Below are 22593 nucleotides of genomic sequence, written 5' to 3' on the forward strand. Positions count from 1 at the left end.
ACCGGGCCATGCTGCCAACAGCATGGCCCGCCACGGGAGATGAGGTGACGGCTCAGGCAGCGCCCTGCCTTCTCGGACTACTCGTTCCGCAGGGCCGGGAGGGACCCCGTGGTCAGACCCGACACGAAGGCGGACCAGCCCGCAACGCCGAACGCCAGCGCCGAGCCGTGAGGCCGCTTGCTGTCCCGCACGGGGACAACCCCCGGCATACCGTCGCCAACCTCCAGGCAGTTGCCGCCGTTGCTGCTGCTGTAGCTGCTCTTACGCCACGAAACCGGCAACCCGCTTGCAGTATTCATCCGTCTTGGTACCTCTTCAAATAGGTGCCGATCAGTTCGGCAGAGTCCTCATGCGACAGAGCGACGGCCCTCAACAAATCATAGGCGTGCGCCGCTTCGGTGACCTCGGAAGCATCCAGCTCGATCCGGCCCTTCCTGAAGCCGTCCACGTAGAGCACCTTGGGGCCGTCGTCGAGCGTGAGCATGGTGAAGGCCCCTTCGACTCCAGGGTGGGCCGTGACTCTTTCCGGCACAACCTGAATGACGGTGCGTGGTTCGCGACCGGCGTCGAGCAGCCTCCCAAGCTGCCTGGACATCACGGCGTTACCGCCGATGGGGCGCCGCAGAACCTGCTCGTCCAACACGAACCAGGCGCGGGGACGCTCTTCGGCGTCCAGAATCTCTTGCCTGCTCAGGCGTGCGGCCACCAAGTCGTCCAGGTGGTCAGGCCGGGCCCCGGCCAGCAGAGGTCGCGCGTAGTCCTCCGTCTGCAACAGCCCGGGGATCACCTGGCTTTCGAACGTCCGGATCGAGATGGCCTCCCGCTCCAGCTCCACGTAGGGCAGGAACCAGGACGGGTAGGCGTAGCGGAGGACGAGCGGGTGCAGGCGGGTGAAGTGGCCGCCGGAACCGAACGCGGAGTCGAGATCCTTCGACAGTTCCTCGGAGGGCACGCGCCGGGCTGCCTCCACCTTGCTGATCATCGACTGTGTCGTGTGCGCCCGCTTGGCGGCCTCGCACTGACGAAGGCCCGCTTCCGTCCGGATCCGGCGCAGCTCGGAGCCGAAGAAGGCGAGCATGGACGAGGAAGGGTCCGGCCCTTCGATTTCAACTGCCATGATCTGTTCCCCTCATGACTGCTCGATTGTCATAACCACCCTCGAATGACAGGCGGTTGGTCATCCAGTCCCCGCTTTTCGAGTTTACGCCGACCGGTAATGCTGTGAATGCGAAACGTGACATCACGACAGACGGGACGGGAGCAGTGGACGAAATCGAGTTGGCCGAACAGGTGTGTGGCGAACTGGCCACGGCGTTGCGGAAGGCGGGCATCGTTCTGCCGCCGCTCGGCCTTGACGTGGCCTCATGCGCGGGAGAACCGCCAAGCCCACTCGTTGAGCTGGGACGTTGCCGCCCCGAGACGGCGAGGGCACTGGTGGCGGTCGTGCGGGCGGGGGCGCACCGGTGACGTCGCCCGATGGCCTGAGTGGCCGCCTCCGGCGGCTGAGCCAGGAAATCGACGCCCATCTGGAAGGGCTCGGGAAAGGCGTGCCCCGTGCCACGTACCGGTTCCGGGAGTTCCGCATCGAGCCGGACAGGGAACCCGACGCCGAGGAGATCACGTTCAGCGCGCAGTGCGCCGTGTGCGGGGCCTCTGGTGACTCCAGCACTGACCCGGGAGAGGCTCAGCGATGGATTCCGCGTCACCTCTCCACTCACCCCGAGCATTATTCATACCGGGAATTGATCAGCCGTCCGTATCGAGCCGTTCCGGGGGTTTGGCGGTGAGCCCGGGGGCCGACGGCTACCTGTGCTCGGCGCTCGCCCTTCCGGTCGCCACGGGGCACGAGATCGTCCTCGGCCGTCACCGCGCCTGGACGCCACGGCTGGCGCTGCGCTGGCTCCAGGGGCAGGCCGGGCGGCTGGCCGATGCCCTCGACCCGGTGCCAGGACACGGCCCATTCCCCGCGTGGGTGCTGCGGCCGGTACCGACTGACGCGCCCGACCCCGGCGGCGTCATCCGAGCATGGCTGAGAGACCACCAACGGCAGTCGGAGCAGCTCGCGTCGTTGCGTGCGGGAGATCACGTGAGCGTCATCGCTCGTGACGCGGAGCTGCTCTACGCTCTGTGCGCGCAGCCCATCCCGGCGGAGGTCCCCCGGTCGAGGAACTCGACGGCCCTGAGCACGCAGGCGCGGGCCTCCGCCCCGTAGACGGCCGGCCGCACCAAGGCTCCCGGAGTTACCGCGACTCGGCCGGGTGTGGATCCCAGCGGCGGCGGATGCCGTTGTGGTCGCTCCAGATCCACTGGTCGTGCTCGGTGCGCGTCATGCCGAAGTCGTACAGCGACGGGCTTCCCTCCCGCTCCCATCGGTCCCAGCCGAGCGTGACCTCGGTGTCCAGACGGCGGGGGCCGCCGTGGGCGACCGTAGTGCGGCCGTCCGGGTGGTCGGTGAGGAGTGCCCAGGATGTGTGGCCGTCATGGAGCCACGCCGTTCCCAGCTTCCCGGCCGAGCGGGTCGCTACCCGCACGTCGGGGAGCTGAACGCGCAGGGCGAACTGGAGGCTGGGGTCGGACAAGGGGGCGGCGGAGCGTGCGAAGGGCTCCTCCGTTCCGGCTTCTTCGGCGCGGCGGCGGACCTCGTGGAAGGCCCGACCCTGGTCAACGCCGCGGCTGGGCATAAACGTCGCCAGGCCCTGGACCCAGCCGGACGCCGATCCACCGTCCTCGGCGACGGTGAGGGCGACGTGTCCCAATCGCCCCCACGGGGTCACGATCCGGCCGCCGGGCCGGGTCTGTCTCACCCAGGCCCACGGCACCCGGTCCACCGCGTAGGTGGCGATCAGCCGGTCGTACGGGGCACCGTCCGGCCAGCCCAGTGCGCCGTCACCGGCCTGGACCGTCACGCCGAGCCCGGCATCCGTCAGGCGCTTCGCGGCCTCGGCGGCGAGTCGTGGGTCGACCTCCACGCTGGTCACCCGATCCGAACCCGCCCGCAGGGCGAGCAGTGCCGCGTTCCAGCCGGACCCGGTCCCCAGCTCCAGGACCAGGTGGCCGGGCTCGACCACGAGCGAGTCCAGCATGTCGGCGACGACCGAGGGGCAGGAGAGGCTGGAGGAGGGCAGGCCGTCCTCGACCTGGGTCACGGTCGAGTCGTACGGACCTCCGTACACGGCCGCCGCCCAGCGCTCCGGCGACAGGGAACGGTCCACGGGGACCCACTGCGTGGCCTCCCACTCCCAGACCCGTTCCGGGGCGAACCGGTGCCGCGGGGCCGTGTCCATCGCCGCCCGCACCCATGGGGAATCGGTCGGCCAGCAGCCCTCGTTCCCCATCTCCTCCGCCAGGCGCCGCCAGCGCGCGTCGAGGCTCACTTCTTCTTGTGCTTGCCGTTCGAGGGCTGAGGGGGCGGTACCTGGCCGTCCGAATTCCCCGGCGGCGGGGTGCCCTCCGACGGGTCCGGCTCGGGTTTCCGATGCTCACCCATAGCGACCTCCTGGACACAGGTGGCTTCTGCGACGGCATCATCCCGCAGCTGGGCACCGCCCGGCCACGGCTCCCGACGGCATGGCCGAAAACAGCTCCGCCGAGGCAGGGTGTCCGCTCATCCCGGCGCCTGGGTCCGTGTCCGCTCAGCCGACCCCGGGGTCAAACCCAGGATGAAAGGTCCTCAGTGAGACGGCCCGATCCAGCCCGAGAGGAGGGTGAGCGATGTCGGCCACGTTTCTGTTGGGAACAGGTCAGTCCGGCACGCCGTGAGGGGAAGTGCCTTGACGGGCTTCTCGGGAAGCCGCTTCCGTTCGGATGGTCTGATCAACCAATAAGGGGAGGGAATATGACGCCCAAGAGGCGTTACATCGTCGCGGCGGTCGGCGCCGCGATGACACTCGGATTAGGAACTCAGGCCATCGCCGCCCCGGCCGATTCGCCGCGCTCGTTCGCTTCGTACGAAGATGCCGTTCCCGGCGTTGCCCCAATAGGCGCTGAGGCGACAGCGGTCTACCTGGACAGCTCGGGCCAGGAGATCGCCATGGAGGAAGCGGCCAAGGAGACTTCCGGCACGTCGGCGCTTGCCGGCTGCACGCCCTACAGCGGCAGGGACAACCCGCACTACTCCGGCGGAGACGTCTCCGGCCACGGGTGGTGGAAGAAGGGAACGTGCACCGAGAACCGGGCTGTGGTGTACAACTGCCTCTACGAGTGGTACACGGACAACTCCTGGCGACGAAAGGCCTGCTCGGAGAAGGAAACCCTCAAGCCCTACACCGGCAGTGGTCAGCGCACTGTGGCCCGTGCGAAGTGCGACAACAGGGCACAGACGTCCTGGCGCAACCACGTTGACGTCGACGTGATCGGCCAGGGCGACACCGCCGAGCGGCCCTACCGCCAGGCCGAGGTCGACTGCCGGGTCTACTAGGGAGCCAGGCAGCGGCCACACAACGAGCGAAGGAGCCAGCGTGTCGGAGAGCGGAAGCCCTGCCCAGCCAGGTGTCATGCCCGGAGTCCCACGGACCGCGGGAACCATGATCGCCGCTCTCTACGGCACGCTGGCTCCTCACGCCTGGCGTGACCCCGGCTCACAGCTCGACGCCTCTTCGCTGTTCTACCACTACTCGATCGCCATGGGCTGGCTCGACGACCGGTCGGCCGGGGGCTGCGAGGACCAGGTGGCCCGCGCTCCCGGACTGTGGGCCATGAACGATGCCGGGTGGAGCCACCCGCTCACCGTGCCCGGAGCGGGACTGATCTCCTGGTTCCAGGTGGAGGTCAGCGCGGTGGCAGATGACCGGCCGCTGCCGGTGCAGCCGTTCCTGCGCTGCGCCCAGACCGCGACGGCGCGGGCCGGCGCCGTGGACCTGGCCGCCATCCAGCTGCTTCTGCCGGTCCACGGGCTCGACCCTGCGGCACGCGCACCCTACGCACCCGTGCCGGCGATTCTGACCCAGGAGTGGTTCGCCGAAGGCGCCGCGGAAGCGAGGACTCAGGTGGAGGTCAACGTCAACAGTGGTCAGGACCAGTCGGTGGCGATGGCCGCACAGGACCTCATCGACCGCATCGTCCACCTCGACCAGGACGTCTTCAGACACGAGTCCTACGAGGTGACCGGTCAGAACGCCGTCGTCCACCCGCCGTTCGATGACCGAGCCTGGAATGGGCCGCCCCTGCACAGCGTAGTACTGCGCGGAGAGCTCGCAGAGTGGTCACCAGAGGCGATCGGATGGGTCAGCGAGATGATCGCCGACTCCGGCTCCCAGTCCGGGATCCGGTCCCCACTCCTCCTCACCATCACGCGCAACCCCACGGCTGAGGGCACCTCCGGCACACCGCTGGTGCCGTAACGCTCCAGCCGATCGTCCGGGTGGACGGCCACCGCAAGGCCCACCGCCCTTCCGCTTCGGTGTGTTCGCGGCCGGAGGCCCCCCCGGTCAGGCCGGGGCCTGGGAGGTGGAGGAGCGGACGACGAGCTCGGGCTGGAAGACGAACTCGGTGCGCGGGACGGGGCTGCCGCCGATCTCCTCCAGCAGGGACTGGACGGCGGCGTGGGCCATGGCCCGGACGGGCTGGCGGACGGTGGTCAGCGGCGGGTCGGTGAAGGCTATGAGCTCGGAGTCGTCGTAGCCGATGACGGAGACGTCGCGGGGGACGTCGAGGCCGCGGCCACGGGCGGCGCGGACGGCACCGAGGGCCATGAGGTCGGAGCCGCAGACGATGCCGGTGCACCCCGCGTCGAGCAGGGCGCCGGCCGCGGCCTGCCCGCCCTCGACGGTGAAGAGGGTGTGCTCGACGCGGCCCTCGACGTCGGGGCCGGCCTCGGCGACAGCGGCGGTGAAGCCCTCCGTCTTGCGCAGGGACGGGACGAAGCGGGTCGGGCCGACGGCGAGGCCGATGCGGCGGTGGCCGAGGTCGGTGAGGTGGCGGACGGCCATGCGGGCGGCGGCGTCGTCGTCCGGGGAGACGAAGGGCGCGCTGACGCGTTCGTTGTAGCCGTTGATGAGGACGAAGGGGACGCCGCGCCCGGCGAGGCGGGTGTAGCGGCCGGGGTCGGCGGAGAGGTCGGCGTGCAGGCCGGACATGAAGATGATGCCGGTGACGCCGCGTTCGACGAGCTGGTCGACGAGTTCGTCCTCGGTGACGCCGCCGGGCATCTGGGTGCCCAGGACGGGGGTGTAGCCGTAGCCGGCGAGGGCCTGCTCGATGACCTGGGCGAAGGCCGGGAAGATCGGGTTGGTCAGCTCGGGGATGACGAGGCCGACGAGGCCCGCGCTGCGCTGGCGCAGGCGGACGGGACGCTCGTAGCCGAGGACGTCGAGCGCGGCCAGCACCTTCTGCCGGGTGGCCGTGGCGACGCCGGCCTTGCCGTTGAGGACGCGGCTGACGGTGGCCTCGCTGACCTGGGCCTGGGCGGCGATGTCGGCGAGCCGGGCGGGCGCGACGGCCGCGCCCGGCTCGGTGACGCTCACACGGACCACCAGATGGTGGTGTCGGCGGGCAGGACGGCGTCGCCGGCGCAGGGCCCGCTGGCGAGGAGGACGGTGCCCGGGGTCTGGGGCAGCGTGACGGGCTCGGCGGTGGTGTTGGCGGTGCAGACGAAGCCGCCGCGCCGGAAGGCGAGGACGCCCTCGGGGGCGTCCAGCCAGGTCACGGCGTCCCCGGCGCCGAGGTCGGGGTGCTCGCGGCGGATGCGCAGGGCACCGCGGTAGAGCTCCAGGGTGGAGTCGGGGTCGCCGGTCTGCTCCTCGACGCTGAGCCCGGCCCACTCGGCGGGCTGGGGCAGCCAGCTGTCGCCGGTGCCGAAGCCGTAGGAGGGGCCGGTGGCCGTCCACGGGATGGGGACGCGGCAGCCGTCGCGCAGGCCGTCCTGGCCGTCGGACTTGAAGAACGACGGGTCCTGGCGCACCTCGTCGGGGAGGTCGGTGACCTCGGGGAGGCCGAGCTCCTCGCCCTGGTAGACGTAGGCGGATCCGGGCAGCGCGAGCATGAGGAGGCTGGCGGCGCGGGCGCGCGGCAGGCCGCCGTCGAGCCGGGTGCGGTGCCGGACGACGTCGTGGTTGGAGAGCACCCAGGTGGTGGCGGCACCGACGGGCCGCAGGGAGTCCAGGGACTCGTCGATGACGGCGCGCAGCTCGGCGGCGTCCCAGGGGGCGCCGAGGTAGTGGAAGTTGAACGCCTGGTGGAGCTCGTCGGGGCGCAGGTAGAGGGCGGTGCGGTCGGCGCTGGGCGTCCAGGCCTCGGCGACGCCGATGCGGTCGCCGCCGTACTCCTCCAGGATGCGGCGCCAGGAGCGGTAGATCTCGTGGACGCCGTCCTGGTCGAAGAAGGGCAGTACCTGGTTGCCGAGGAGCTTGAGCTGTCCGCCGTGGCCCATGTCGGGCAGGCCGGGGGCCTTGACCATGCCATGGGCGACATCGATGCGGAAGCCGTCGACGCCCATGTCGAGCCAGAAGCGCAGCACCGAGCGGAACTCGTCGTGGACGGCGGGGTGGTCCCAGTTGAAGTCGGGCTGTTCGGGGGCGAAGAGGTGGAGGTACCACTCGCCGGGGGTGCCGTCGGGGTTCTCGGTGCGGGTCCAGGCGGGGCCGCCGAAGATGGACTCCCAGTCGTTGGGGGGCTCTTCGCCGTGTCCGCCCTTGCCGGGGCGGAAGTGGTAGCGCTCGCGCAGCGGGGAGCCGGGGCCCTCGCGCAGGGCCTGCCGGAACCAGTCGTGCTGGTCGGAGGAGTGGTTGGGGACGAGGTCCACGATGACGCGCAGGCCGAGGGTGTGGGCGTCGCGGATGAGGGCGTCGGCGTCGTGCAGGTCGCCGAACATGGGGTCGATGGCCCGGTAGTCGGCGACGTCGTAGCCGGCGTCGGCCTGCGGGGAGGCGTAGAAGGGGCTGAGCCAGACGGCGTCCACACCCAGCTCGGCGAGGTAGGGGAGCCGGCGGCGGATGCCGGGCAGGTCGCCCATGCCGTCCCCGTTGCCGTCGGCGAAGGAGCGCGGATAGACCTGGTAGATGACGGCGTCGCGCCACCAGCCGGGCCGGTCGGTCGAGTCGGCCGGGACGGCCGTCCCGGGCGCGGGTGCGGCGAGGTGCTGGGTCATGTCATCCCTGGGTGTCGTGAGGCGGGTTGAGCGATGCGGTCGGACAGCGGCTCCGGGCCGGGCGTCAGGACTTGACGGCGCCGGCGGTCATTCCGGAGATCAGGTAGCGCTGGGCGAAGCCGAACACGAGGGCGGCGGGGACGGCGATGAGCACGGCGGCGGCCGTCATGGAGCCCCAGTCCTGGGTGTACTGGTTGACGAAGGTCTGTAGGCCGCGGGCGAGGGTGAGTTCGTCCTCGCCGGTCATGAAGGCGGAGGCGTAGGCGACCTCGGCCCAGGCGGTGACGAAGCTGTAGAAGCCGGTGACGGCGATGCCGGGCTTGGCGAGCGGCAGGACGAGCCGCCAGAAGGTGCCGAAGGGGCTGAGGCCGTCGACGCGGCCCGACTCGTCGATGGAGACGGGGATGGTGTCGAAGAAGCCCTTCATCATCCAGGCGCAGAAGGGCACCGCGATGGTGAGGTAGGTGATGACCAGGCCGATGGGCTGGTTGAGCAGCTGGAACTTGGCCATCAGGTTGTACAGCGGCACGATCAGCACGGCGACCGGGAACATCTGCGTGATGAGCAGGGTCCACAGCAGCGGGCGCATGCCGGGGAAGCGGAAGCGGCTGAGCGCGTAGCCGGTGGTGGCGGCGATGAACACGCCGAGGATGACGGTCAGGGTCACCACGAGGACGGAGTTGCCGAACCAGGTGAGGAAGGCCGTCTCGCCGAGGACGTGGGTGTAGTTCTCGGTGGTGAAGTCCTTGACGAGGTCCAGGCTGAAAGCCTCGTTGCGCGGCTTGAACGAGGTCACGAGCAGCCAGAACGGCGGGAAGACGGCCACGAGGACGGCGGCCAGCAGCCCCAGGTGGAGGGCGGCGGAGGCGGCCGGGCCGCGCTCGCCGCGCCGGCGGACGCGGCCGCGCGATGCCACGGGACCGGCCGGCGTGCCCGGGGCGTCCTGGGCGTCCTGGGCGTCCTGGGTCTTCTCGGGTGCGCGGTTGGTCATGTCCGTCACCACTCCTCTCCCTGCTTGCGGAGGGCGCGGCGGTAGAACACCGCGAAGATCATGAGGATGAGCAGGATGAGCACGCCCCAGGTGGCCGACCCCGCGAAGTCGCGTGGGCTGCGGACGAAGGCGAGGTTGAAGGCCTCCGTCACCAGGATCTCGGACGAGCCGTAGGGGCCGCCCTGGGTGAGCAGGAAGATCACCGGGAACATGTTGAACGTCCAGATGGTGCTCAGCAGGATGACCGTGGAGCTGACCGAGCGGATGCTGGGCAGCGTGATGTTGGTGAAGCGCTGCCAGGGCCCGGCGCCGTCCATCTCGGCGGCCTCGTACAGCTCGCCGGGGATGGACTGGAGGGCGCCGAGGGTGGCGACGAGCATGAAGGGCACGCCGAGCCAGACGTTGACCGCGATGACGGCGACCTTGGCCCAGGTGGGGTCCTCGAGCCAGGTGACGCCCTCGATGCCGCCGCCGGACAGGACGTTGTTGAAGACGCCGTCGCCGTTGAACAGCAGCCGCCAGGCGAAGACGGAGACGAACGCGGGCACGCCCCAGGGCAGGATGAGCAGCACGCGGTACAGGGCGCGGCCGCGCAGCTTGCGGTTGAGCATGTTGGCCAGGGTCAGGCCGAGGGTGAAGGTGATGCTGACGCAGGCGACCGTCCACACGACCGTCCAGCCCAGCCGGCTCCAGAAGACGTCGCCGGTGAGGACCTCGATGTAGTTGTCGAGGCCGACGAACTCGTAGCTGGCCTCCAGGGTCCGGGCGCCGATGGTCCGTTCGACGTTGCGCTCGTCGGCGTCCGTCATGGACAGGTAGACGCCGCGTGCCAGCGGGTACCCGATGATCACGCCGATGACGATCACCACCGGGGCGACCATCGTCCACGCGTACCAGTGCTTGGCGAGGGCGCGCCGGATGCGTGCCGGTGTGCTCGCGTCAGCCCCGCGGCGAGGGCCGCGAACGGTGGTGTCACCGTCCGCGGCCTTCGTCACCGGCTGACCGGTGTCGACAGCCATGATCCTCCGTCAGCCTTCTCTTCCCGTCCGGGCCCTGTCCGTTACTTCCAGCCCTCGAGGAGCTTGCGGTACTCCTTGGCGGTGGACTCGGCGGCGCCCTTCGGGGAGGCGGCGTCCTTGATCACCTTGGCCAGTTCCTTGTTGAGCGGGTCGAACAGGGAGGCGGCCTGCGGAATCCAGGCGCGCTGCACGGCCTTGTCGACGGCGGGCTTGAAGAACTGGACCATCTGGTTGTTCTTGACCGAGTCCACCTCGTAGACGGAGGTGCGGGTGGGCAGGAGGCTCAGCTCCTCCGTGGTGCGCTGCTGCACCTCGGGCGAGGACATGTAGGCGGCGAAGGCCTTGGCCGCGTCCATGTTCTCGGGCGCGGTGCCGGCGTAGACCGAGAGGTTCCACCCGCCCTGCGGGGCGCCCTGGCCCTCGCTGCCCGCGAACACCGGGGCCACACCCAGGTTGTCGGGGTTGTCCTTGAACTGCTCGCCGGCGAGGGTGCCCGCGATGGCCCAGGGGCCGTTGACCATCATGGCGACGTCGCCGTTGTTGAAGGCCCGCTCCTGGTTGGCGTAGCCGTCGGTGAGGTCCGTCTCGGCGACGCCGGAGTCCAGCAGGTCCTTGACGGTCTCGAAGGCCGCGACGCCGGCGGGGTCGCCGATCGTCACCTTCTCGGCGCCGGCGTCCACCAGGTCGCCGCCCTCGCCGTAGAGGTAGGGGAGGAACCAGTAGGAGTCGTCGCCGCGCAGGTAGAGCGGGGTGACCCCGGCCTCGTCCTTGATGGCGTCGGCGGAGTTCTTCAGCTCCTCGATCGAGGTCGGCACCTCGACGCCCGCCTTCTTCAGCAGCTCCTTGTTGTAGAAGAGCGCCAGGGTGTCGGTGACCTGGGGCAGGGCGTAGGTCTCACCCTCGTACTGGGTGGAGCCCCAGGCCTGCGGCAGGTAGTCGTCCTCGTCCTCGACGACGTCACCCAGCGGCTCGATGAGCTGGAGGCTGGCGAAGTCCGAGACCCAGGCCACCTCGGTGCGCATGACCTCGGGCGCCTCGCCCGCGTTGGCGGCGTTCTTGAACTTGTTCTGGGCGTCGTCGAAGCCGATGTTGACGTACTTCACGTCGACCTTGGGGTGCTTCTTCTCGAAGTCCTCGGCGAGCGTCTCGAAGACGCCCTTCTCCGCCTCGTTCGAGGTGTCCCAGAAGGTGACGGTGCCGGACAGCTCGCCGGAGGCGTCCTTGCCGGAGCCGTTGCCGCCGTCGCCGTCGTCGCTTCCGCAAGCCGTTGCCGCAAGAGCGATGGCCGCCACGAGGGCGGTGGTGCCTATGCCACGCCGCATGATGAAAGTCCTCCAAGAGTGGTGAGCCCGATCGGAAGCCAGGACCGCTTCCTTTCGGCCGCGCCCCGGGCGGCTGCGGGCCGAGCAGGAACGTAACAGGGCTGCAAGCTTTGCGAAAGACCTTGCGGCAACTTTCCGAAACTCTGGTTTCAGCCACTTACGCAAGAGCTTGCAGCCCTGCTAGGTTCCTCCGAGCCCAGCGAACGAACGGGCAAAGGGGAGATATCGATGAGGCGACGAAGAGGTCACAGCGGCCCGGGCAGTGCCGCCGCGGCGGCACTCACCACACTGGCGCTGGCGGCCGGGGTGGCGGGGTGCGGCACGGCCCCTGGCCCGGACCCGGCGGACGTGACGGGCAGTATCACCTGGTGGGACACGTCGGGGCCGACCGAGGCGCCCGCCGTCCACCGGCTCGTCGCGGAGTTCGAGAAGGAGCACCCGGGGATCGACGTCAGCTACGTGAACGTCGACTTCTTCGAAGCCCAGCAGAAGTACCGGGACGCGGTGCGCGACGGCGGCGAGGTCCCGGACGTGCTGCGGGCCGACGTCGGCTGGATGGCCGGTTTCGTCCAGGACGGACTGCTGGCCGACCTCACCGGCACCCCGGCCGTCCCGGAACCCGAGGGCTTCCTGGAGACGACCACGGCCTCGGTCGTATACGACGGCCGCACCTTCGGCGCGCCGCAGGTCACCGACCCCCTCGCCCTCCTCTACAACAAGGAGCTGTTCGCCGAGGCCGGGCTCACCCGTCCCCCGGACACCTGGGAGGCCCTGCGGGACGCGGCCCTCGAGATCAAGGAGGTCACGGGGGTCGACGGCGTCGCCCTCAACACCGACCCCTACTACGCCCTGCCCTTCCTCTACGGCGAGGGGAGCGACCTCCTCGACCCGGACCGGTCGCGCATCACCATCGCCGACGAGGCGTCCGTGCGGGCCGCGACCACCGCCGCCGAGCTCGTCACCTCCGGTGCGGCGCGCAAGCCCCCGGCCGAGGACGCGTACGGCGCCATGCAGTCCGCGTTCCGCAGCGGCGAGGTCGCGATGATCCTCGACGGGCCGTGGGCGACGACGGGCATCTTCGAGGGCGAGGCCTTCACCGACCGCGCGAACCTGGGCATAGCGCCCATCCCCGCCGGCTCGACGGGCGAGCGCGGCTCCCCCACCGGCGGCCACAACCTCGTCGTCTCCGCCGGCACCCGGTACCCGGAGGCCGCGCAGCTCTTCGTCGGGTTCATGACGGCCGCCGAGCAACAGGAGCGGCTGGCGCTGGAGCTGGGGCTGCTGCCGACGCGCAAGGCCGCCTACACGCGCGCGGTGCTCTCCGACCCGGTGCGCAACTCGTTCTACTTCGCCAGCACCAAGTGCGTGCCGCGGCTGTCCGTGCCGGAGGGCGCGGAGCTGTTCGCGCGCTTCGGGCCCCGCTGGGAAGCGGTCCTGCGCGGGGACGAGCCGCCGGCGAAGGCCCTCTCGGAGACCGCGTACGACTGGCAGAGCTCGCTCCTGCCCGGCTGGTCGGTCACCCGCTGACGCACCCGGCACGGCTGACGAAGGCTCACACCCCGCACCACCCCTGACCGTCCCCTGTGGGACGGGGGCGGTGCGGGGTGCGGGGCATGGCCGGTACAGTCCATGAGCGTGACCGCACGGCTAGCCGACATCGCAGCCCAGGCGGGGGTCAGCGAAGCGACGGTGAGCCGGGTACTCAACGGCAAGCCGGGCGTCGCGGCGGCCACCCGCGAATCCGTCCTCGCCGCACTCGACCTGCTCGGGTACGAACGCCCCGCCCGCCTGCGGCAGCGCAGCGCCGGGCTCGTGGGGCTCATCACCCCGGAGCTGGAGAACCCGATATTCCCCGCCTTCGCGCAGGTCATCGCGCAGGCACTGACCCGGCAGGGCTACACGCCCGTCCTGGCCACCCAGACCCCCGGCGGCTCCACCGAGGACGAGCTGACCGAGATGCTCGTCGAGCGCGGGGTGGCCGGCATCATCTTCGTCTCCGGCCTGCACGCGGACACCACGGCCGACGTGCGGCGCTACGAGAGGCTGCGCGGGCAGGGCGTCCCGTACGTCCTGGTCAACGGCTTCTCCCCCAAGCTGCGGGCCGCCTTCGTCTCCCCGGACGACCGGGCGGCCATGCGGCTGGCGGTGACGCACCTGGTGTCCCTCGGCCACGAGCGGATCGGGCTCGCGCTCGGCCCGGCCCGGTTCGTTCCGGTGCAGCGCAAGATCGAGGGCTTCCGCCAGTCCGTCGCGGAACAACTCGGGCTGATCGGGCCGGAGGCGGACGTCCTCGTACAGCACTCCCTCTACACCCTGGAGGGCGGGCAGGCGGCCGGTGCCGCACTGCTGGAGCGCGGCTGCACCGCCGTCGTCTGCGCGAGCGACATGATGGCCCTGGGCGTGATCCGGGCCGCCCGGCAGCACGGGCTCGCGGTCCCCTCCGACGTCTCCGTCATCGGCTTCGACGACTCGCCGCTCATCGCCTTCACCGATCCCCCGCTGACGACGATCCGGCAGCCGGTGACCGCCATGGGGCAGGCGGCGGTGCGGGCGCTGCTGGAGGAGATCGGCGGCACCCCGGCCCCGCACGGCGAGTTCGTCTTCCTCCCCGAGTTGGTCGTTCGCGGTTCAACCGCCGCGGCCCCCGCGGCTGCGCGCGGCGCGGCGGGCTGAGAAACTGGACGGCGTGGACCCGCACGGCGCGGGCCCCCGCGGGGTGTGACACCCCGACGACTGTGGGGCGGGCGGCTCAGCCCTGGGGATGACGGTCGGTTGCCAGAACCCGACCGGCGTAGGATCCGGGCCCATGACCCGTCTGGCAGACTGACCTGTCATGGGGGTACCGACAACGCGACACGAGGGTGACGACGGGGTGGCGACGGCGACAGCGCTCCAGGCAGGCGGCTCGCCGGAAGGGTCCCGCTGGGCCCGGGGGCGGCGCACTCCACGGCGGCCGGTCATCTGGTTCGAGCTGGGGCTGATCGCCGTCAGCTACGTCGTGTACTCCATGATCCGCAACGCGGTGCCCGAGCACGAGACGGTCGCCATGGAGCACGCCCACTGGATCTGGGACGTCGAACGCAGCATGGGGCTGGCGTTCGAGGAGAGCTGGAACCACGCGATCAACGGCGTCACCTGGCTGATCGTCTCGATGAACTACTACTACGCGACGCTGCACTTCGTCGTGACGATCGGCGTGCTCGTGTGGCTCTACCGTCGCCATCCCGGCCGGTACGCCGCCGCGCGGAGCGTGCTGTTCGCGACGACGGCCGTCGCGCTGCTCGGCTACTACCTGTACCCCCTGGCCCCGCCGCGCCTGATGACCGGCGAGAACTTCATCGACACCGTCATCGTCCACGGCACCTGGGGCTCGATGGCCTCGGGTGACATGGCCGACGTCTCCAACCAGTACGCGGCGATGCCGTCGATGCACATCGGCTGGTCCGCCTGGTGCGGTGTGCTGATCGTGCTGCTGGCCCGGAGTCTGTGGATACGGGCGCTCGGCGCGCTGTACCCGGTGGCGACGCTCGTGGTGATCGTCGCCACCGCCAACCACTTCTGGCTGGACGCGGTGGGCGGGCTCCTGTGCCTCGCCTTCGGCTTCGCGGTGGCCTACCTCTGGTACGGACGGCTCCCGCACCGGATGCCGCGGCTCGCGGGCGCGCCCTCACCGGCGGCCCCGGACGCCTCCGCCCCGGACGCCTCCGCCCCTGCCGGAGCCCGGCGGCCCGGAGCCGCCCCGCTGCCCGTCCCGGCACCGGCTCCCGCCCAGGCGCCGGTGCCCGTCCGGGCCCAGGCCGGGCAGGCGCGGCCGGGCGCTCAGGCCTCGGCCTCGGCGCCGTCCTCGCCGTCCTCGTAGAACAGCCGGTCCACGACGGCCCTGGCGCGGCGCGTCGTGCGCCGGTAGTCCTCCAGGAGCTCGCCCACGTGCCCCGGCTCGTACCCGAGGTAACGGCCGACGGCGGCGAGCTCGCGCGGCTCCGAGGGGAAGGTGTCGCCCGGGCGTCCGCGCACGAGCATCACCGCGTTGCGCACCCGGGTGGCCAGCAGCCACGCCTCGTCCAGGTGGACGGCGTCGTCGGCGGAGATCAGCCCCGCCTCCAGGGCCGCGGCCAGGGCCTCCCGGGTGCGGGTCGTGCGCAGCCCCGGCACCGCGTGGGCGTGCCGGAGCTGGATGAGCTGCACCGTCCACTCGACGTCGGACAGGCCGCCGCGGCCGAGCTTGGCGTGCGTCGTCGGATCGGCGCCGCGCGGGAGCCGTTCGGACTCCATGCGGGCCTTGAGCCGCCGGATCTCCCGCACGGCCTCGGCGGACAGCCCGCCGGCCGGGTAGCGCAGCGGGTCGATCAGCGCGAGGAAGCGGCGGCCCAGCTCCTCGTCCCCGGCGACGGGCTCGGCCCGCAGCAGCGCCTGGCTCTCCCACACCCGTGACCAGCGCCGGTAGTACGCCTCGTAGGAGGCCAGGCTGCGCACCAGCGGGCCGGACTTGCCCTCGGGGCGCAGATCGGCGTCCACGATCAGCGGCGGGTCGGTCGTGGGGAGCTGGAGCAGCCGCCGCATCTCGTTGGCGACGGCGAACGCCGCCTCGGAGGCCTCGCGCTCGCTCACGCCCTCCCGCGGCTCGTGGACGAACATGACGTCCGCGTCCGAGCCGTACCCCTGCTCGAACCCGCCGAAGCGGCCCATGCCGATCACGGCGAACCGGGTGGGCAACGTCGGGCCCCAGCGGGCCCGGGTCGCGGCCCGCAGGGCGCCGGCGAGCGTGGCGGCGTTGAGGTCCGAGACGGCGCGGCCCACCCGGTCCACGCCCGGCGCCGGATCGGTGTGCGCCGGGGAGCCCTCGGTGCCGTAGGCGCCGATGATGTCGGCGGCGGCGGTGCGGAACAGCTCGCGGCGCCGCACGCCCCGGGCGGCGGCGACGGCCTGCTCGGCGGTGTCGGCCCGGCCGACCGCCGCCAGCACCTCCTGCGTCAGGGCCGCCCGGCTGCGCGGCGCCAGCTGGTCGACGCTGCCGAGCAGGGCGACGGCCTCGGGCGCGCGCAGCAGCAGGTCGGGGGCCAGCCGGCCCGCCGACAGGACGCGGGCCAGGTTCTCCGCGGCGGCCCCCTCGTCCCGCAGGAGCCTCAGGTACCACGGCGTCTTGCCCAGGGCGTCGGAGACCTGCCGGAAGCCGAGGAGCCCCGCGTCCGGGTCGGCCGAGTCGGCGAACCAGCCGAGCAGCACCGGCAGGAGCGTGCGCTGGATCGCCGACTTGCGGCTCACCCCCGAGGCCAGCGCCTCCAGGTGCCGCAGCGCCCCGGCGGGATCGGCGTAGCCGAGGGCCTCCAGCCGCTCCCGGGCGGCCACGGCGCTCAGCCGGATCTCCCCCGGCGCGAGCTGGGCGACGGCGTCCAGCAGCGGGCGGTAGAACAGCTTCTCGTGCAGCCGCCGCACCGCCGCGGCGTGCCGCTTCCACGCCTGGTTCAGCTCGACGACGGGCTCCGACCGGAAGCCCAGCACGCGGCCGAGGCGGCGCAGGTCGCGCTCGTCCTCGGGCATGAGGTGGGTGCGGCGCATCCGCTGGAGCTGGATGTGGTGCTCGACGGTGCGCAGGAAGCGGTAGGCGGCCTCCAGGTCGGCGGCGTCCCGGCGGCCCACGTAGCCGCCCGCGGCCAGCGCCTCCAGCGCGTCCAGCGTCGTCGGGCTGCGCAGGGTGGTGTCGCTGCGCCCGTGCACGAGCTGGAGGAGCTGGACGGCGAACTCCACGTCCCGCAGCCCGCCGGGGCCGAGCTTCAGCTCGCGCTCGACGTGTGCGGCCGGGATGCCCGCGACGACGCGGCGCCGCATCTGCTGGACGTCGGTGACGAAGTTCTCCCGCTCGGCGGCCTCCCACACCAGCGGGGAGACGGCGGCACGGTAGGCCTCGCCCAGCTCCGCGTCCCCGGCGACGGGCCGGGCCTTCAGCAGCGCCTGGAACTCCCAGGTCTTGGCCCAGCGCTGGTAGTAGGCGAGATGGCTGGCGAGGGTGCGCACGAGCGGGCCGTTGCGGCCCTCGGGGCGCAGGTTGGCGTCGACGGGCCAGATCGTGCCCTCGGCGGTGGTGTCCGAGCAGATCCGCGTCAGGTGCGCCGCGAGCCGCGTCGCGGCCTGCATGGCCGGGGCCTCGTCCGCGCCCTCGGGAGCGCCGTGCGGGGGCTCGGCGACGAAGATGACGTCCACGTCGGAGACGTAGTTCAGCTCCCGGCCGCCGCACTTGCCCATGCCGATCACGGCCAGCCGGCAGGCGGCGGCGTCCTCGGGGGCCGCCGCCTGCGCGATGGCGAGCGCCGCGCGCAGGGTGGCGGTGGCCAGGTCGGCCAGCTCGGCGGCCGTCGCGGCGATGTCGCTGGTCCCGCACACGTCGCGGGCCGCGATCGTCAGCAGGGCCCGGCGGTAGGCGACGCGCAGGGCGTCGGGGGTGTCGGCCCCGTCGAGGGCGGCCTCGAACTCCTCGACGCCGGGGTTGAGGTCGGCCGTCTCGTAGGTGACCAGGGACTGCCAGTCCCCGGGGTGGGTGGCCAGGTGGTCGCCCAGCGCCTCCGAGGCGCCCAGGACGCCGAGCAGCCGGTCCCGCAGCGGCTTGGCGGCCAGCAGCGTGTCCAGGAGCCGCTGGGCGCCGTCCTCCTCCTGGGCCTCCAGCAGCCGCAGCAGGCCGCGGAGCGCCTGGTCCGGTTCGGCCGTGCCGCCGAGGGCGTCGAGCAGCACCGGGTCGTCGCGCCACGCGGCCAGTTCGGGCGCGGAGAGCAGCTCCGCCGCCTCCACGGGGTCGGTGAACCCGTACTTCAGCAGCCGCCCGAAGGCGCTCCGGCGCCGCCCGCCGCCCGCGCCCCGCCCGTCGTCCCTCACAGGACGGGCAGGGACTTGCGCAGCTCGAACGCGGTGACCTCGGAGCGGTACTCCTCCCACTCCTGGCGCTTGTTGCGCAGGAAGAAGTCGAAGACGTGCTCCCCGAGGGTCTCGGCGACGAGTTCGCTGCGCTCCATCAGGTCGATGGCCTCGCCCAGGTTCTGCGGGAGGGGCTTGATGCCCATGGCGCGGCGCTCGGCGTCGGAGAGCGCCCACACGTCGTCCTCGGCGCCGGCCGGGAGCTCGTAGCCCTCCTCGATGCCCCTGAGCCCGGCGGCCAGCAGGACGGCGTAGGCGAGGTAGGGGTTGGCTCCGGAGTCGAGCGAGCGGACCTCGATGCGGGTGGAGCCCGTCTTGCCCGGCTTGTACATCGGCACCCGGATGAGCGCGGAGCGGTTGTTGTGGCCCCAGCAGATGTAGGACGGTGCCTCGCCGCCCGCGCCCGCGGTGCGCTGGGTGCCGCCCCAGATGCGCTTGTAGGAGTTGACCCACTGGTTGGTGACGGCGGAGATCTCCCCGGCGTGCCGCAGCAGTCCGGCGATGAAGGAGCGGCCGACCTTGGAGAGCTGGTACTCGGCGCCCGACTCGTGGAAGGCGTTGCGGTCGCCCTCGAAGAGGGAGAGGTGCGTGTGCATGCCGGAGCCGGGGTACTCGGAGAACGGCTTGGGCATGAACGTCGCCTGCACGCCCTGTTCGAGCGCGACCTGCTTCATGACCAGACGGAACGTCATGATGTTGTCCGCGGTGGTCAGGGCGTCGGCGTAGCGCAGGTCGATCTCCTGCTGGCCGGGGGCGCCCTCGTGGTGGGAGAACTCCACCGAGATGCCCATGGACTCCAGCATGGTGATGGCCTGGCGCCGGAAGTCCATGCCGACGTTCTGCGGGGTGTGGTCGAAGTACCCGGAGGAGTCGGCGGGGGTGGGCCGGCTGCCGTCCACCGGCTTGTTCTTGAGCAGGAAGAACTCGATCTCGGGGTGGGTGTAGAAGGTGAAGCCGAGGTCGGAGGTGCGCGACAGGATGCGCTTGAGGACGTACCGCGGATCGGCGTAGGAGGGCGAGCCGTCGGGCATCAGGATGTCGCAGAACATCCGGGCGGTGCCGGGGGCTTCGGCCCGCCAGGGCAGGATCTGGAAGGTGCTGGGGGCGGGCTTGGCGATCATGTCCGACTCGTAGACCCGGGCGAACCCCTCGATGGCCGAGCCGTCGAAGCCGATGCCCTCGTCAAACGCCTGTTCCAGCTCGGCGGGCGCGACGGCCACGGACTTCAGAAAGCCCAGCACATCGGTGAACCAGAGGCGCACGAACCGGATGTCGCGCTCTTCCAACGTACGGAGAACGAACTCCTGCTGCTTGTCCATATCCACCCATCCTCGCTGGTCAGGCCGCCCCACTGGCGGATTCGAGGGCCGGATTCGGCGCCGTCGAGCATGCCATTGCGCGGTTTCGGCCGCGTTACCGCCAGGGGCCTTGAGGGCCCACGTCTCATTGTGCGCCACACCCCCGATCTTGGTCGATCTGCCCCGTCCGGCGGGCGCTCCGGGTGGGGGCGGCGCCGTCGCGTCCGACTGGCCCCACGCGCCACGGGTCCTAGGCTGGAAGAGCGGGCTGGGCGGGGCTCTCTTGTCAGGAGTGGTGACGCCATGGCAGTCAATGGGGTGACGAGTACGGCGCTGGACCGCCTGCGCGCCCGTGTCACGGGGGATGTGCTGCTTCCGGGCGCCGAGGGTTACGACGCGGCCCGGACGCTGTTCAACAGCATGTACGACCGCCGGCCCGCGGTGATCGTGCAGTGCGCCCAGCCGTCCGACGTGGTGACCGCGCTGCGCTTCGGCCGCGAGCTGGGGCTGCCGATCGCGGTGCGCGGCGGCGGGCACGGCGTCGCCGGCAAGGCGATGGTGGACGGCGGACTCGTGCTCGACCTGCGGCGGATGCACGAAGTCGAGATCGACCCGGGGGCCCGCACGGCGCGGGTGGGGGGCGGGGCGACGATGAGTCACCTCGACCGGGCGGCCGAGCCGTACGGCCTGGTGACGACGGGTGGACGGGTGTCGACGACGGGCGTGGGCGGCTTCCTGCTGGGCGGCGGCACCGGCTGGCTGGACCGGAAGTTCGGGCTGGCCTGCGACAACCTGCTGTCCGTCGACCTCGTGACGGCGGACGGGACGCGGGTGACGGCGAGTGAGAGCGAGCATCCCGAGCTGTTCTGGGCGCTGCACGGCGGCGGCGGCAACTTCGGGGTGGCCACGTCGTTCACGCTGCAGCTGTACCCGCTGCCGGTGCTGACGGTCATCCTCGGGCTGTGGCCGCCCGACCGGGGACCGCAGGTGGTGCGCGCCTTCCGCGACCTCATGGCGGAGGCGGGCGACGACGTGTCCGGCGGCGTCATCTACCTGACCGCCCCGCCCGAGCCCTTCGTCCCGGAGGAGCTCGTGGACCGGCTCGCCTGCGGGGTGCTGGTCGTCTACACGGGCCGCGAGGAGGCGGCCCGGCGGGCGGCGGCCCCGCTGCTGGAGCTGGAGCCCGCGGGCTCGATGATCGAGGAGATGCCCAACGCGGAACTCGAGTCCATGATCGACGACCCGCCCGGCTACCGGAACTACTGGTCGGTCGAGCACCTGGACTCGCTGCCCGACGACGCCGTGCGGCGCTTCTGCGCCCGGGCCGACGACATGCTCGTGCCCTCTCCCACGCAGCACGCGCTGTTCCCGCAGGGCGGGGCGGCCGGGCGCAGCACCGCCGACTACCCGCTGCCGTGGCGGCACGCCCGGTGGGCCGTCCACCCCTTCTGCCTGTGGGAGGATCCGGCCGACGACGAGCGGTCCCGGCGCTGGGCGCACGCCGTGCGCGAGGACGTCAGGCCGTGGGCGAGCGGCGCCGTCTATCTGAACTTCGTCGGGGACGAGGGCCGGGACCGGATCGTCGCCGGGCTGGGCGAGCGCAACTACCGCAGGCTGGCCGCGGTGAAGGCGCACTGGGACCCGGAGAACGTCTTCCGGCTCAACCACAACATCCAGCCCGCCGCCGCCGACGGAGCTCCCGGTTCCGGCCCGGGGCATCAGGGGACGCGGAGGACCGCGGCGTAGGAGCCGATGCTGACGAGCGCGGTGCCGGGGTACTGGTCGTCGGCGGTGCGGAGGGTCAGGACGGCGCCCGAGTCGGCCGCGAAGTCGATGTCGACGAGCTGGCCCACATCCGTCCCGGCCTCGGTGAGAAGCCGCTTCCCGACGAGGTCCTCGCTGGCCTCGGCGAGCGGCTTCAGCTCGCCGTCCGGGCGGCGGAGGGCGTCTCGGTCGGTGGCCATGACGGCGTCCTCCCCGACGGCCCGGATACCGGACCAGGGCAGCAGGTTCGCCGAGCCGCCCGTCTTACGCAGGCGCAGGGCGGCGACGCGGGCACGGTCAGGGGCGAGCACGAGGCCGTCCACGACGCCGAGGGTGGTGGCCTCGGCGGCGCTCATGACGGTTCGGCCGGAGATCTCGGAGAACAGCATCAGGCCCCCGTCGGTCGGTCGGCCGGGGAGTCGTCGCCTTGGCCCCGGTCCTGGTCCTGGTCCTGGCCCTGGTCCCCTGCGTCCCCCTGCGCCGAATCGCCGCCCATGCGCTCGCGGAAGCCGCGCACGAGGTCCTCGAAGCCCGGCAGGTCGTCGGCGACGTACTCGGCGGCCTTCGCGGGGACGACGAGGGCCTCGCCGGAGACGGCGACCGTCTCGGCGAGCGGCAGGTAGACGGTGCGCTCGGGGTGGCCGAGCGCCTCGGTGGCGGCGATCTGGTAGCCGACGACGACGGCGGTGGTGCGGGTCGTCTGGAGCACGACGTCGGTGACCCGGCCCAGCTCGACGCCGCTGTCGGACAGGACCCGCGCCCCGAGCACGTCGCCGCCCACCCCCGCGCCGGAGCGCTCGGCGAGCTGCTTGCGGCTCTCGAAGACGTGCTCGTCGCGGATCATCACCGCATCCGGGCCGAGCCCGGTGACGCCGTCCATGGGCAGTGCCTGCTTCATGGGCCCGGCGAGCAGTCCGCGCCCGCTGAGGGTGAACCCGGCCACCCGGCCGCCGGCCTCGAAGACGACATCCTTGACCTGGCCGACGTCCTCCCCCGCCAGGGTGACCACCGGGCGCTTGGCCAGCTCGGTCGCGAGCATCAGCACGTCATCCGCCGCCCTTCCGGGAAGACCGCTTCGGGGACCGCCTCCGGGACGGCCGTTCCCCGACGACGACGGCCCCGCCTCCGCGCCGCCGCCGGGCCTGGACCCACAGGGCGGCCAGGCAGAGGACCACGAGGACGGCCGCGACAAGGACGATCCAGAGCCACAAGT

At 71.8% G+C, this 22593-nt stretch carries 19 protein-coding genes; 7 read left to right on the forward strand and 12 right to left on the reverse strand.

The annotated features are described in order from the left end of the window. Positions 1-77 precede the first annotated feature (77 nt). Positions 78-299: a DUF397 domain-containing protein gene (locus HPT28_RS05380; RefSeq protein ID WP_219089757.1), complete on the reverse strand. Its 222-nt coding sequence runs from the start codon at positions 297-299 to the stop codon at positions 78-80. After that, on the reverse strand, positions 296-1117 hold the full coding sequence (locus tag HPT28_RS05385) for a helix-turn-helix transcriptional regulator (protein WP_219089758.1): 822 nt from the start codon (positions 1115-1117) through the stop codon (positions 296-298). Before HPT28_RS05385 ends, HPT28_RS05380 begins: the two co-directional genes overlap by 4 nt. A gap of 666 nt (positions 1118-1783) precedes the next feature. Here HPT28_RS05385 and HPT28_RS05390 point away from each other — a divergent pair. Further along, positions 1784-2212, forward strand: a complete 429-nt coding sequence (locus tag HPT28_RS05390) for a hypothetical protein (RefSeq protein WP_219089827.1) — start codon at positions 1784-1786, stop codon at positions 2210-2212. A 28-nt stretch (positions 2213-2240) separates the two neighbouring features. On the opposite strand, the gene HPT28_RS05395 is transcribed toward HPT28_RS05390, so the two are convergent. After that, positions 2241-3374: a methyltransferase domain-containing protein gene (locus tag HPT28_RS05395; protein WP_219089759.1), complete on the reverse strand. Its 1134-nt coding sequence runs from the start codon at positions 3372-3374 to the stop codon at positions 2241-2243. A gap of 656 nt (positions 3375-4030) precedes the next feature. Between HPT28_RS05395 and HPT28_RS26635 the strand changes: the two genes are divergently transcribed. Together HPT28_RS26635 and HPT28_RS05405 are read left to right on the forward strand one after the other, a co-directional pair. Then, a complete protein-coding gene (locus HPT28_RS26635) occupies positions 4031-4417 on the forward strand; it encodes a hypothetical protein (protein WP_257578072.1) in 387 nt (128 codons plus the stop codon). A 106-nt stretch (positions 4418-4523) separates the two neighbouring features. Further along, on the forward strand, positions 4524-5339 hold the full coding sequence (locus tag HPT28_RS05405) for a hypothetical protein (protein WP_257578073.1): 816 nt from the start codon (positions 4524-4526) through the stop codon (positions 5337-5339). Between the two features lie 87 nt (positions 5340-5426). Here the strand turns inward: HPT28_RS05405 and HPT28_RS05410 are convergent, their stop codons facing one another. The 5 genes from HPT28_RS05410 to HPT28_RS05430 form a co-directional block, all read right to left on the reverse strand. Then, complete coding sequence (locus HPT28_RS05410; RefSeq protein ID WP_219089761.1) at positions 5427-6461, reverse strand: LacI family DNA-binding transcriptional regulator; 1035 nt, start codon at positions 6459-6461, stop codon at positions 5427-5429. Next, positions 6458-8083 carry a glycoside hydrolase family 13 protein gene (locus tag HPT28_RS05415; protein ID WP_219089762.1) on the reverse strand — a complete coding sequence of 542 codons (1626 nt, stop codon included), beginning with the start codon at positions 8081-8083 and terminating at the stop codon, positions 6458-6460. Before HPT28_RS05415 ends, HPT28_RS05410 begins: the two co-directional genes overlap by 4 nt. 64 nt (positions 8084-8147) lie before the next feature. Beyond that, positions 8148-9074 (reverse strand): sugar ABC transporter permease, encoded by a 927-nt coding sequence (locus tag HPT28_RS05420; protein WP_219089763.1) that lies wholly within the window; start codon positions 9072-9074, stop codon positions 8148-8150. A 5-nt stretch (positions 9075-9079) separates the two neighbouring features. Beyond that, on the reverse strand, positions 9080-10093 hold the full coding sequence (locus HPT28_RS05425; RefSeq protein ID WP_219089764.1) for a carbohydrate ABC transporter permease: 1014 nt from the start codon (positions 10091-10093) through the stop codon (positions 9080-9082). A 41-nt stretch (positions 10094-10134) separates the two neighbouring features. Continuing rightward, entirely contained in the window at positions 10135-11415 is a 1281-nt protein-coding gene (locus HPT28_RS05430) for an extracellular solute-binding protein (protein WP_219089765.1), read from the reverse strand. 228 nt (positions 11416-11643) lie between these two features. Between HPT28_RS05430 and HPT28_RS05435 the strand changes: the two genes are divergently transcribed. The 3 genes from HPT28_RS05435 (at position 11644) to HPT28_RS05445 (ending at position 15274) form a co-directional block, all read left to right on the forward strand. Beyond that, the gene (locus HPT28_RS05435) at positions 11644-12942 is read left to right on the forward strand and encodes an extracellular solute-binding protein (RefSeq protein ID WP_219089766.1); all 1299 of its coding nucleotides are present in this window, start codon (positions 11644-11646) and stop codon (positions 12940-12942) included. Positions 12943-13050: 108 nt separating this feature from the next. Then, entirely contained in the window at positions 13051-14088 is a 1038-nt protein-coding gene (locus HPT28_RS05440; RefSeq protein WP_308119089.1) for a LacI family DNA-binding transcriptional regulator, read from the forward strand. A 160-nt stretch (positions 14089-14248) separates the two neighbouring features. After that, positions 14249-15274 (forward strand): phosphatase PAP2 family protein, encoded by a 1026-nt coding sequence (locus HPT28_RS05445; RefSeq protein ID WP_219089768.1) that lies wholly within the window; start codon positions 14249-14251, stop codon positions 15272-15274. On the opposite strand, the gene HPT28_RS05450 is transcribed toward HPT28_RS05445, so the two are convergent. Both HPT28_RS05450 and glnA read right to left on the reverse strand, forming a co-directional pair. Then, positions 15235-18279, reverse strand: a complete 3045-nt coding sequence (locus HPT28_RS05450) for a bifunctional [glutamine synthetase] adenylyltransferase/[glutamine synthetase]-adenylyl-L-tyrosine phosphorylase (protein ID WP_219089769.1) — start codon at positions 18277-18279, stop codon at positions 15235-15237. The two genes, HPT28_RS05445 and HPT28_RS05450, sit on opposite strands and share 40 nt — an antisense overlap. After that, positions 18276-19637 (reverse strand): type I glutamate--ammonia ligase, encoded by a 1362-nt coding sequence (glnA, locus tag HPT28_RS05455; protein ID WP_219089770.1) that lies wholly within the window; start codon positions 19635-19637, stop codon positions 18276-18278. The genes HPT28_RS05450 and glnA overlap by 4 nt, the downstream gene beginning before the upstream one ends. 282 nt (positions 19638-19919) lie before the next feature. Between glnA and HPT28_RS05460 the strand changes: the two genes are divergently transcribed. Beyond that, the gene (locus tag HPT28_RS05460) at positions 19920-21362 is read left to right on the forward strand and encodes an FAD-binding oxidoreductase (RefSeq protein WP_219089771.1); all 1443 of its coding nucleotides are present in this window, start codon (positions 19920-19922) and stop codon (positions 21360-21362) included. On the opposite strand, the gene HPT28_RS05465 is transcribed toward HPT28_RS05460, so the two are convergent. Together HPT28_RS05465 and HPT28_RS05470 are read right to left on the reverse strand one after the other, a co-directional pair. After that, positions 21335-21769: a hypothetical protein gene (locus tag HPT28_RS05465; protein WP_219089772.1), complete on the reverse strand. Its 435-nt coding sequence runs from the start codon at positions 21767-21769 to the stop codon at positions 21335-21337. The genes HPT28_RS05460 and HPT28_RS05465 overlap by 28 nt on opposite strands. Next, entirely contained in the window at positions 21769-22419 is a 651-nt protein-coding gene (locus tag HPT28_RS05470; protein ID WP_219089773.1) for a PRC-barrel domain-containing protein, read from the reverse strand. Before HPT28_RS05470 ends, HPT28_RS05465 begins: the two co-directional genes overlap by 1 nt. Between the last annotated feature and the right edge of the window lie 174 nt (positions 22420-22593).

The sequence above is a fragment of the Streptomyces sp. JJ38 genome (assembly GCF_019303475.1).
Lineage (GTDB): Bacteria > Actinomycetota > Actinomycetes > Streptomycetales > Streptomycetaceae > Streptomyces.

Bases quoted from the DNA above. Each gene is read 5' to 3' on its own strand.
- glnA (WP_219089770.1), bottom strand. From the start codon at position 19,637: ATGGACAAGCAGCAGGAGTTCGTTCTCCGTACGTTGGAAGAGCGCGAC.
- HPT28_RS26635 (WP_257578072.1), top strand. From the start codon at position 4,031: ATGGAGGAAGCGGCCAAGGAGACTTCCGGCACGTCGGCGCTTGCCGGC.
- HPT28_RS05425 (WP_219089764.1), bottom strand. From the start codon at position 10,093: ATGGCTGTCGACACCGGTCAGCCGGTGACGAAGGCCGCGGACGGTGAC.
- HPT28_RS05470 (WP_219089773.1), bottom strand. From the start codon at position 22,419: ATGCTCGCGACCGAGCTGGCCAAGCGCCCGGTGGTCACCCTGGCGGGG.
- HPT28_RS05385 (WP_219089758.1), bottom strand. From the start codon at position 1,117: ATGGCAGTTGAAATCGAAGGGCCGGACCCTTCCTCGTCCATGCTCGCC.
- HPT28_RS05435 (WP_219089766.1), top strand. From the start codon at position 11,644: ATGAGGCGACGAAGAGGTCACAGCGGCCCGGGCAGTGCCGCCGCGGCG.
- HPT28_RS05415 (WP_219089762.1), bottom strand. From the start codon at position 8,083: ATGACCCAGCACCTCGCCGCACCCGCGCCCGGGACGGCCGTCCCGGCC.
- HPT28_RS05405 (WP_257578073.1), top strand. From the start codon at position 4,524: ATGATCGCCGCTCTCTACGGCACGCTGGCTCCTCACGCCTGGCGTGAC.
- HPT28_RS05380 (WP_219089757.1), bottom strand. From the start codon at position 299: ATGAATACTGCAAGCGGGTTGCCGGTTTCGTGGCGTAAGAGCAGCTAC.
- HPT28_RS05460 (WP_219089771.1), top strand. From the start codon at position 19,920: ATGGCAGTCAATGGGGTGACGAGTACGGCGCTGGACCGCCTGCGCGCC.
- HPT28_RS05445 (WP_219089768.1), top strand. From the start codon at position 14,249: ATGGGGGTACCGACAACGCGACACGAGGGTGACGACGGGGTGGCGACG.
- HPT28_RS05430 (WP_219089765.1), bottom strand. From the start codon at position 11,415: ATGCGGCGTGGCATAGGCACCACCGCCCTCGTGGCGGCCATCGCTCTT.
- HPT28_RS05465 (WP_219089772.1), bottom strand. From the start codon at position 21,769: ATGCTGTTCTCCGAGATCTCCGGCCGAACCGTCATGAGCGCCGCCGAG.
- HPT28_RS05420 (WP_219089763.1), bottom strand. From the start codon at position 9,074: ATGACCAACCGCGCACCCGAGAAGACCCAGGACGCCCAGGACGCCCAG.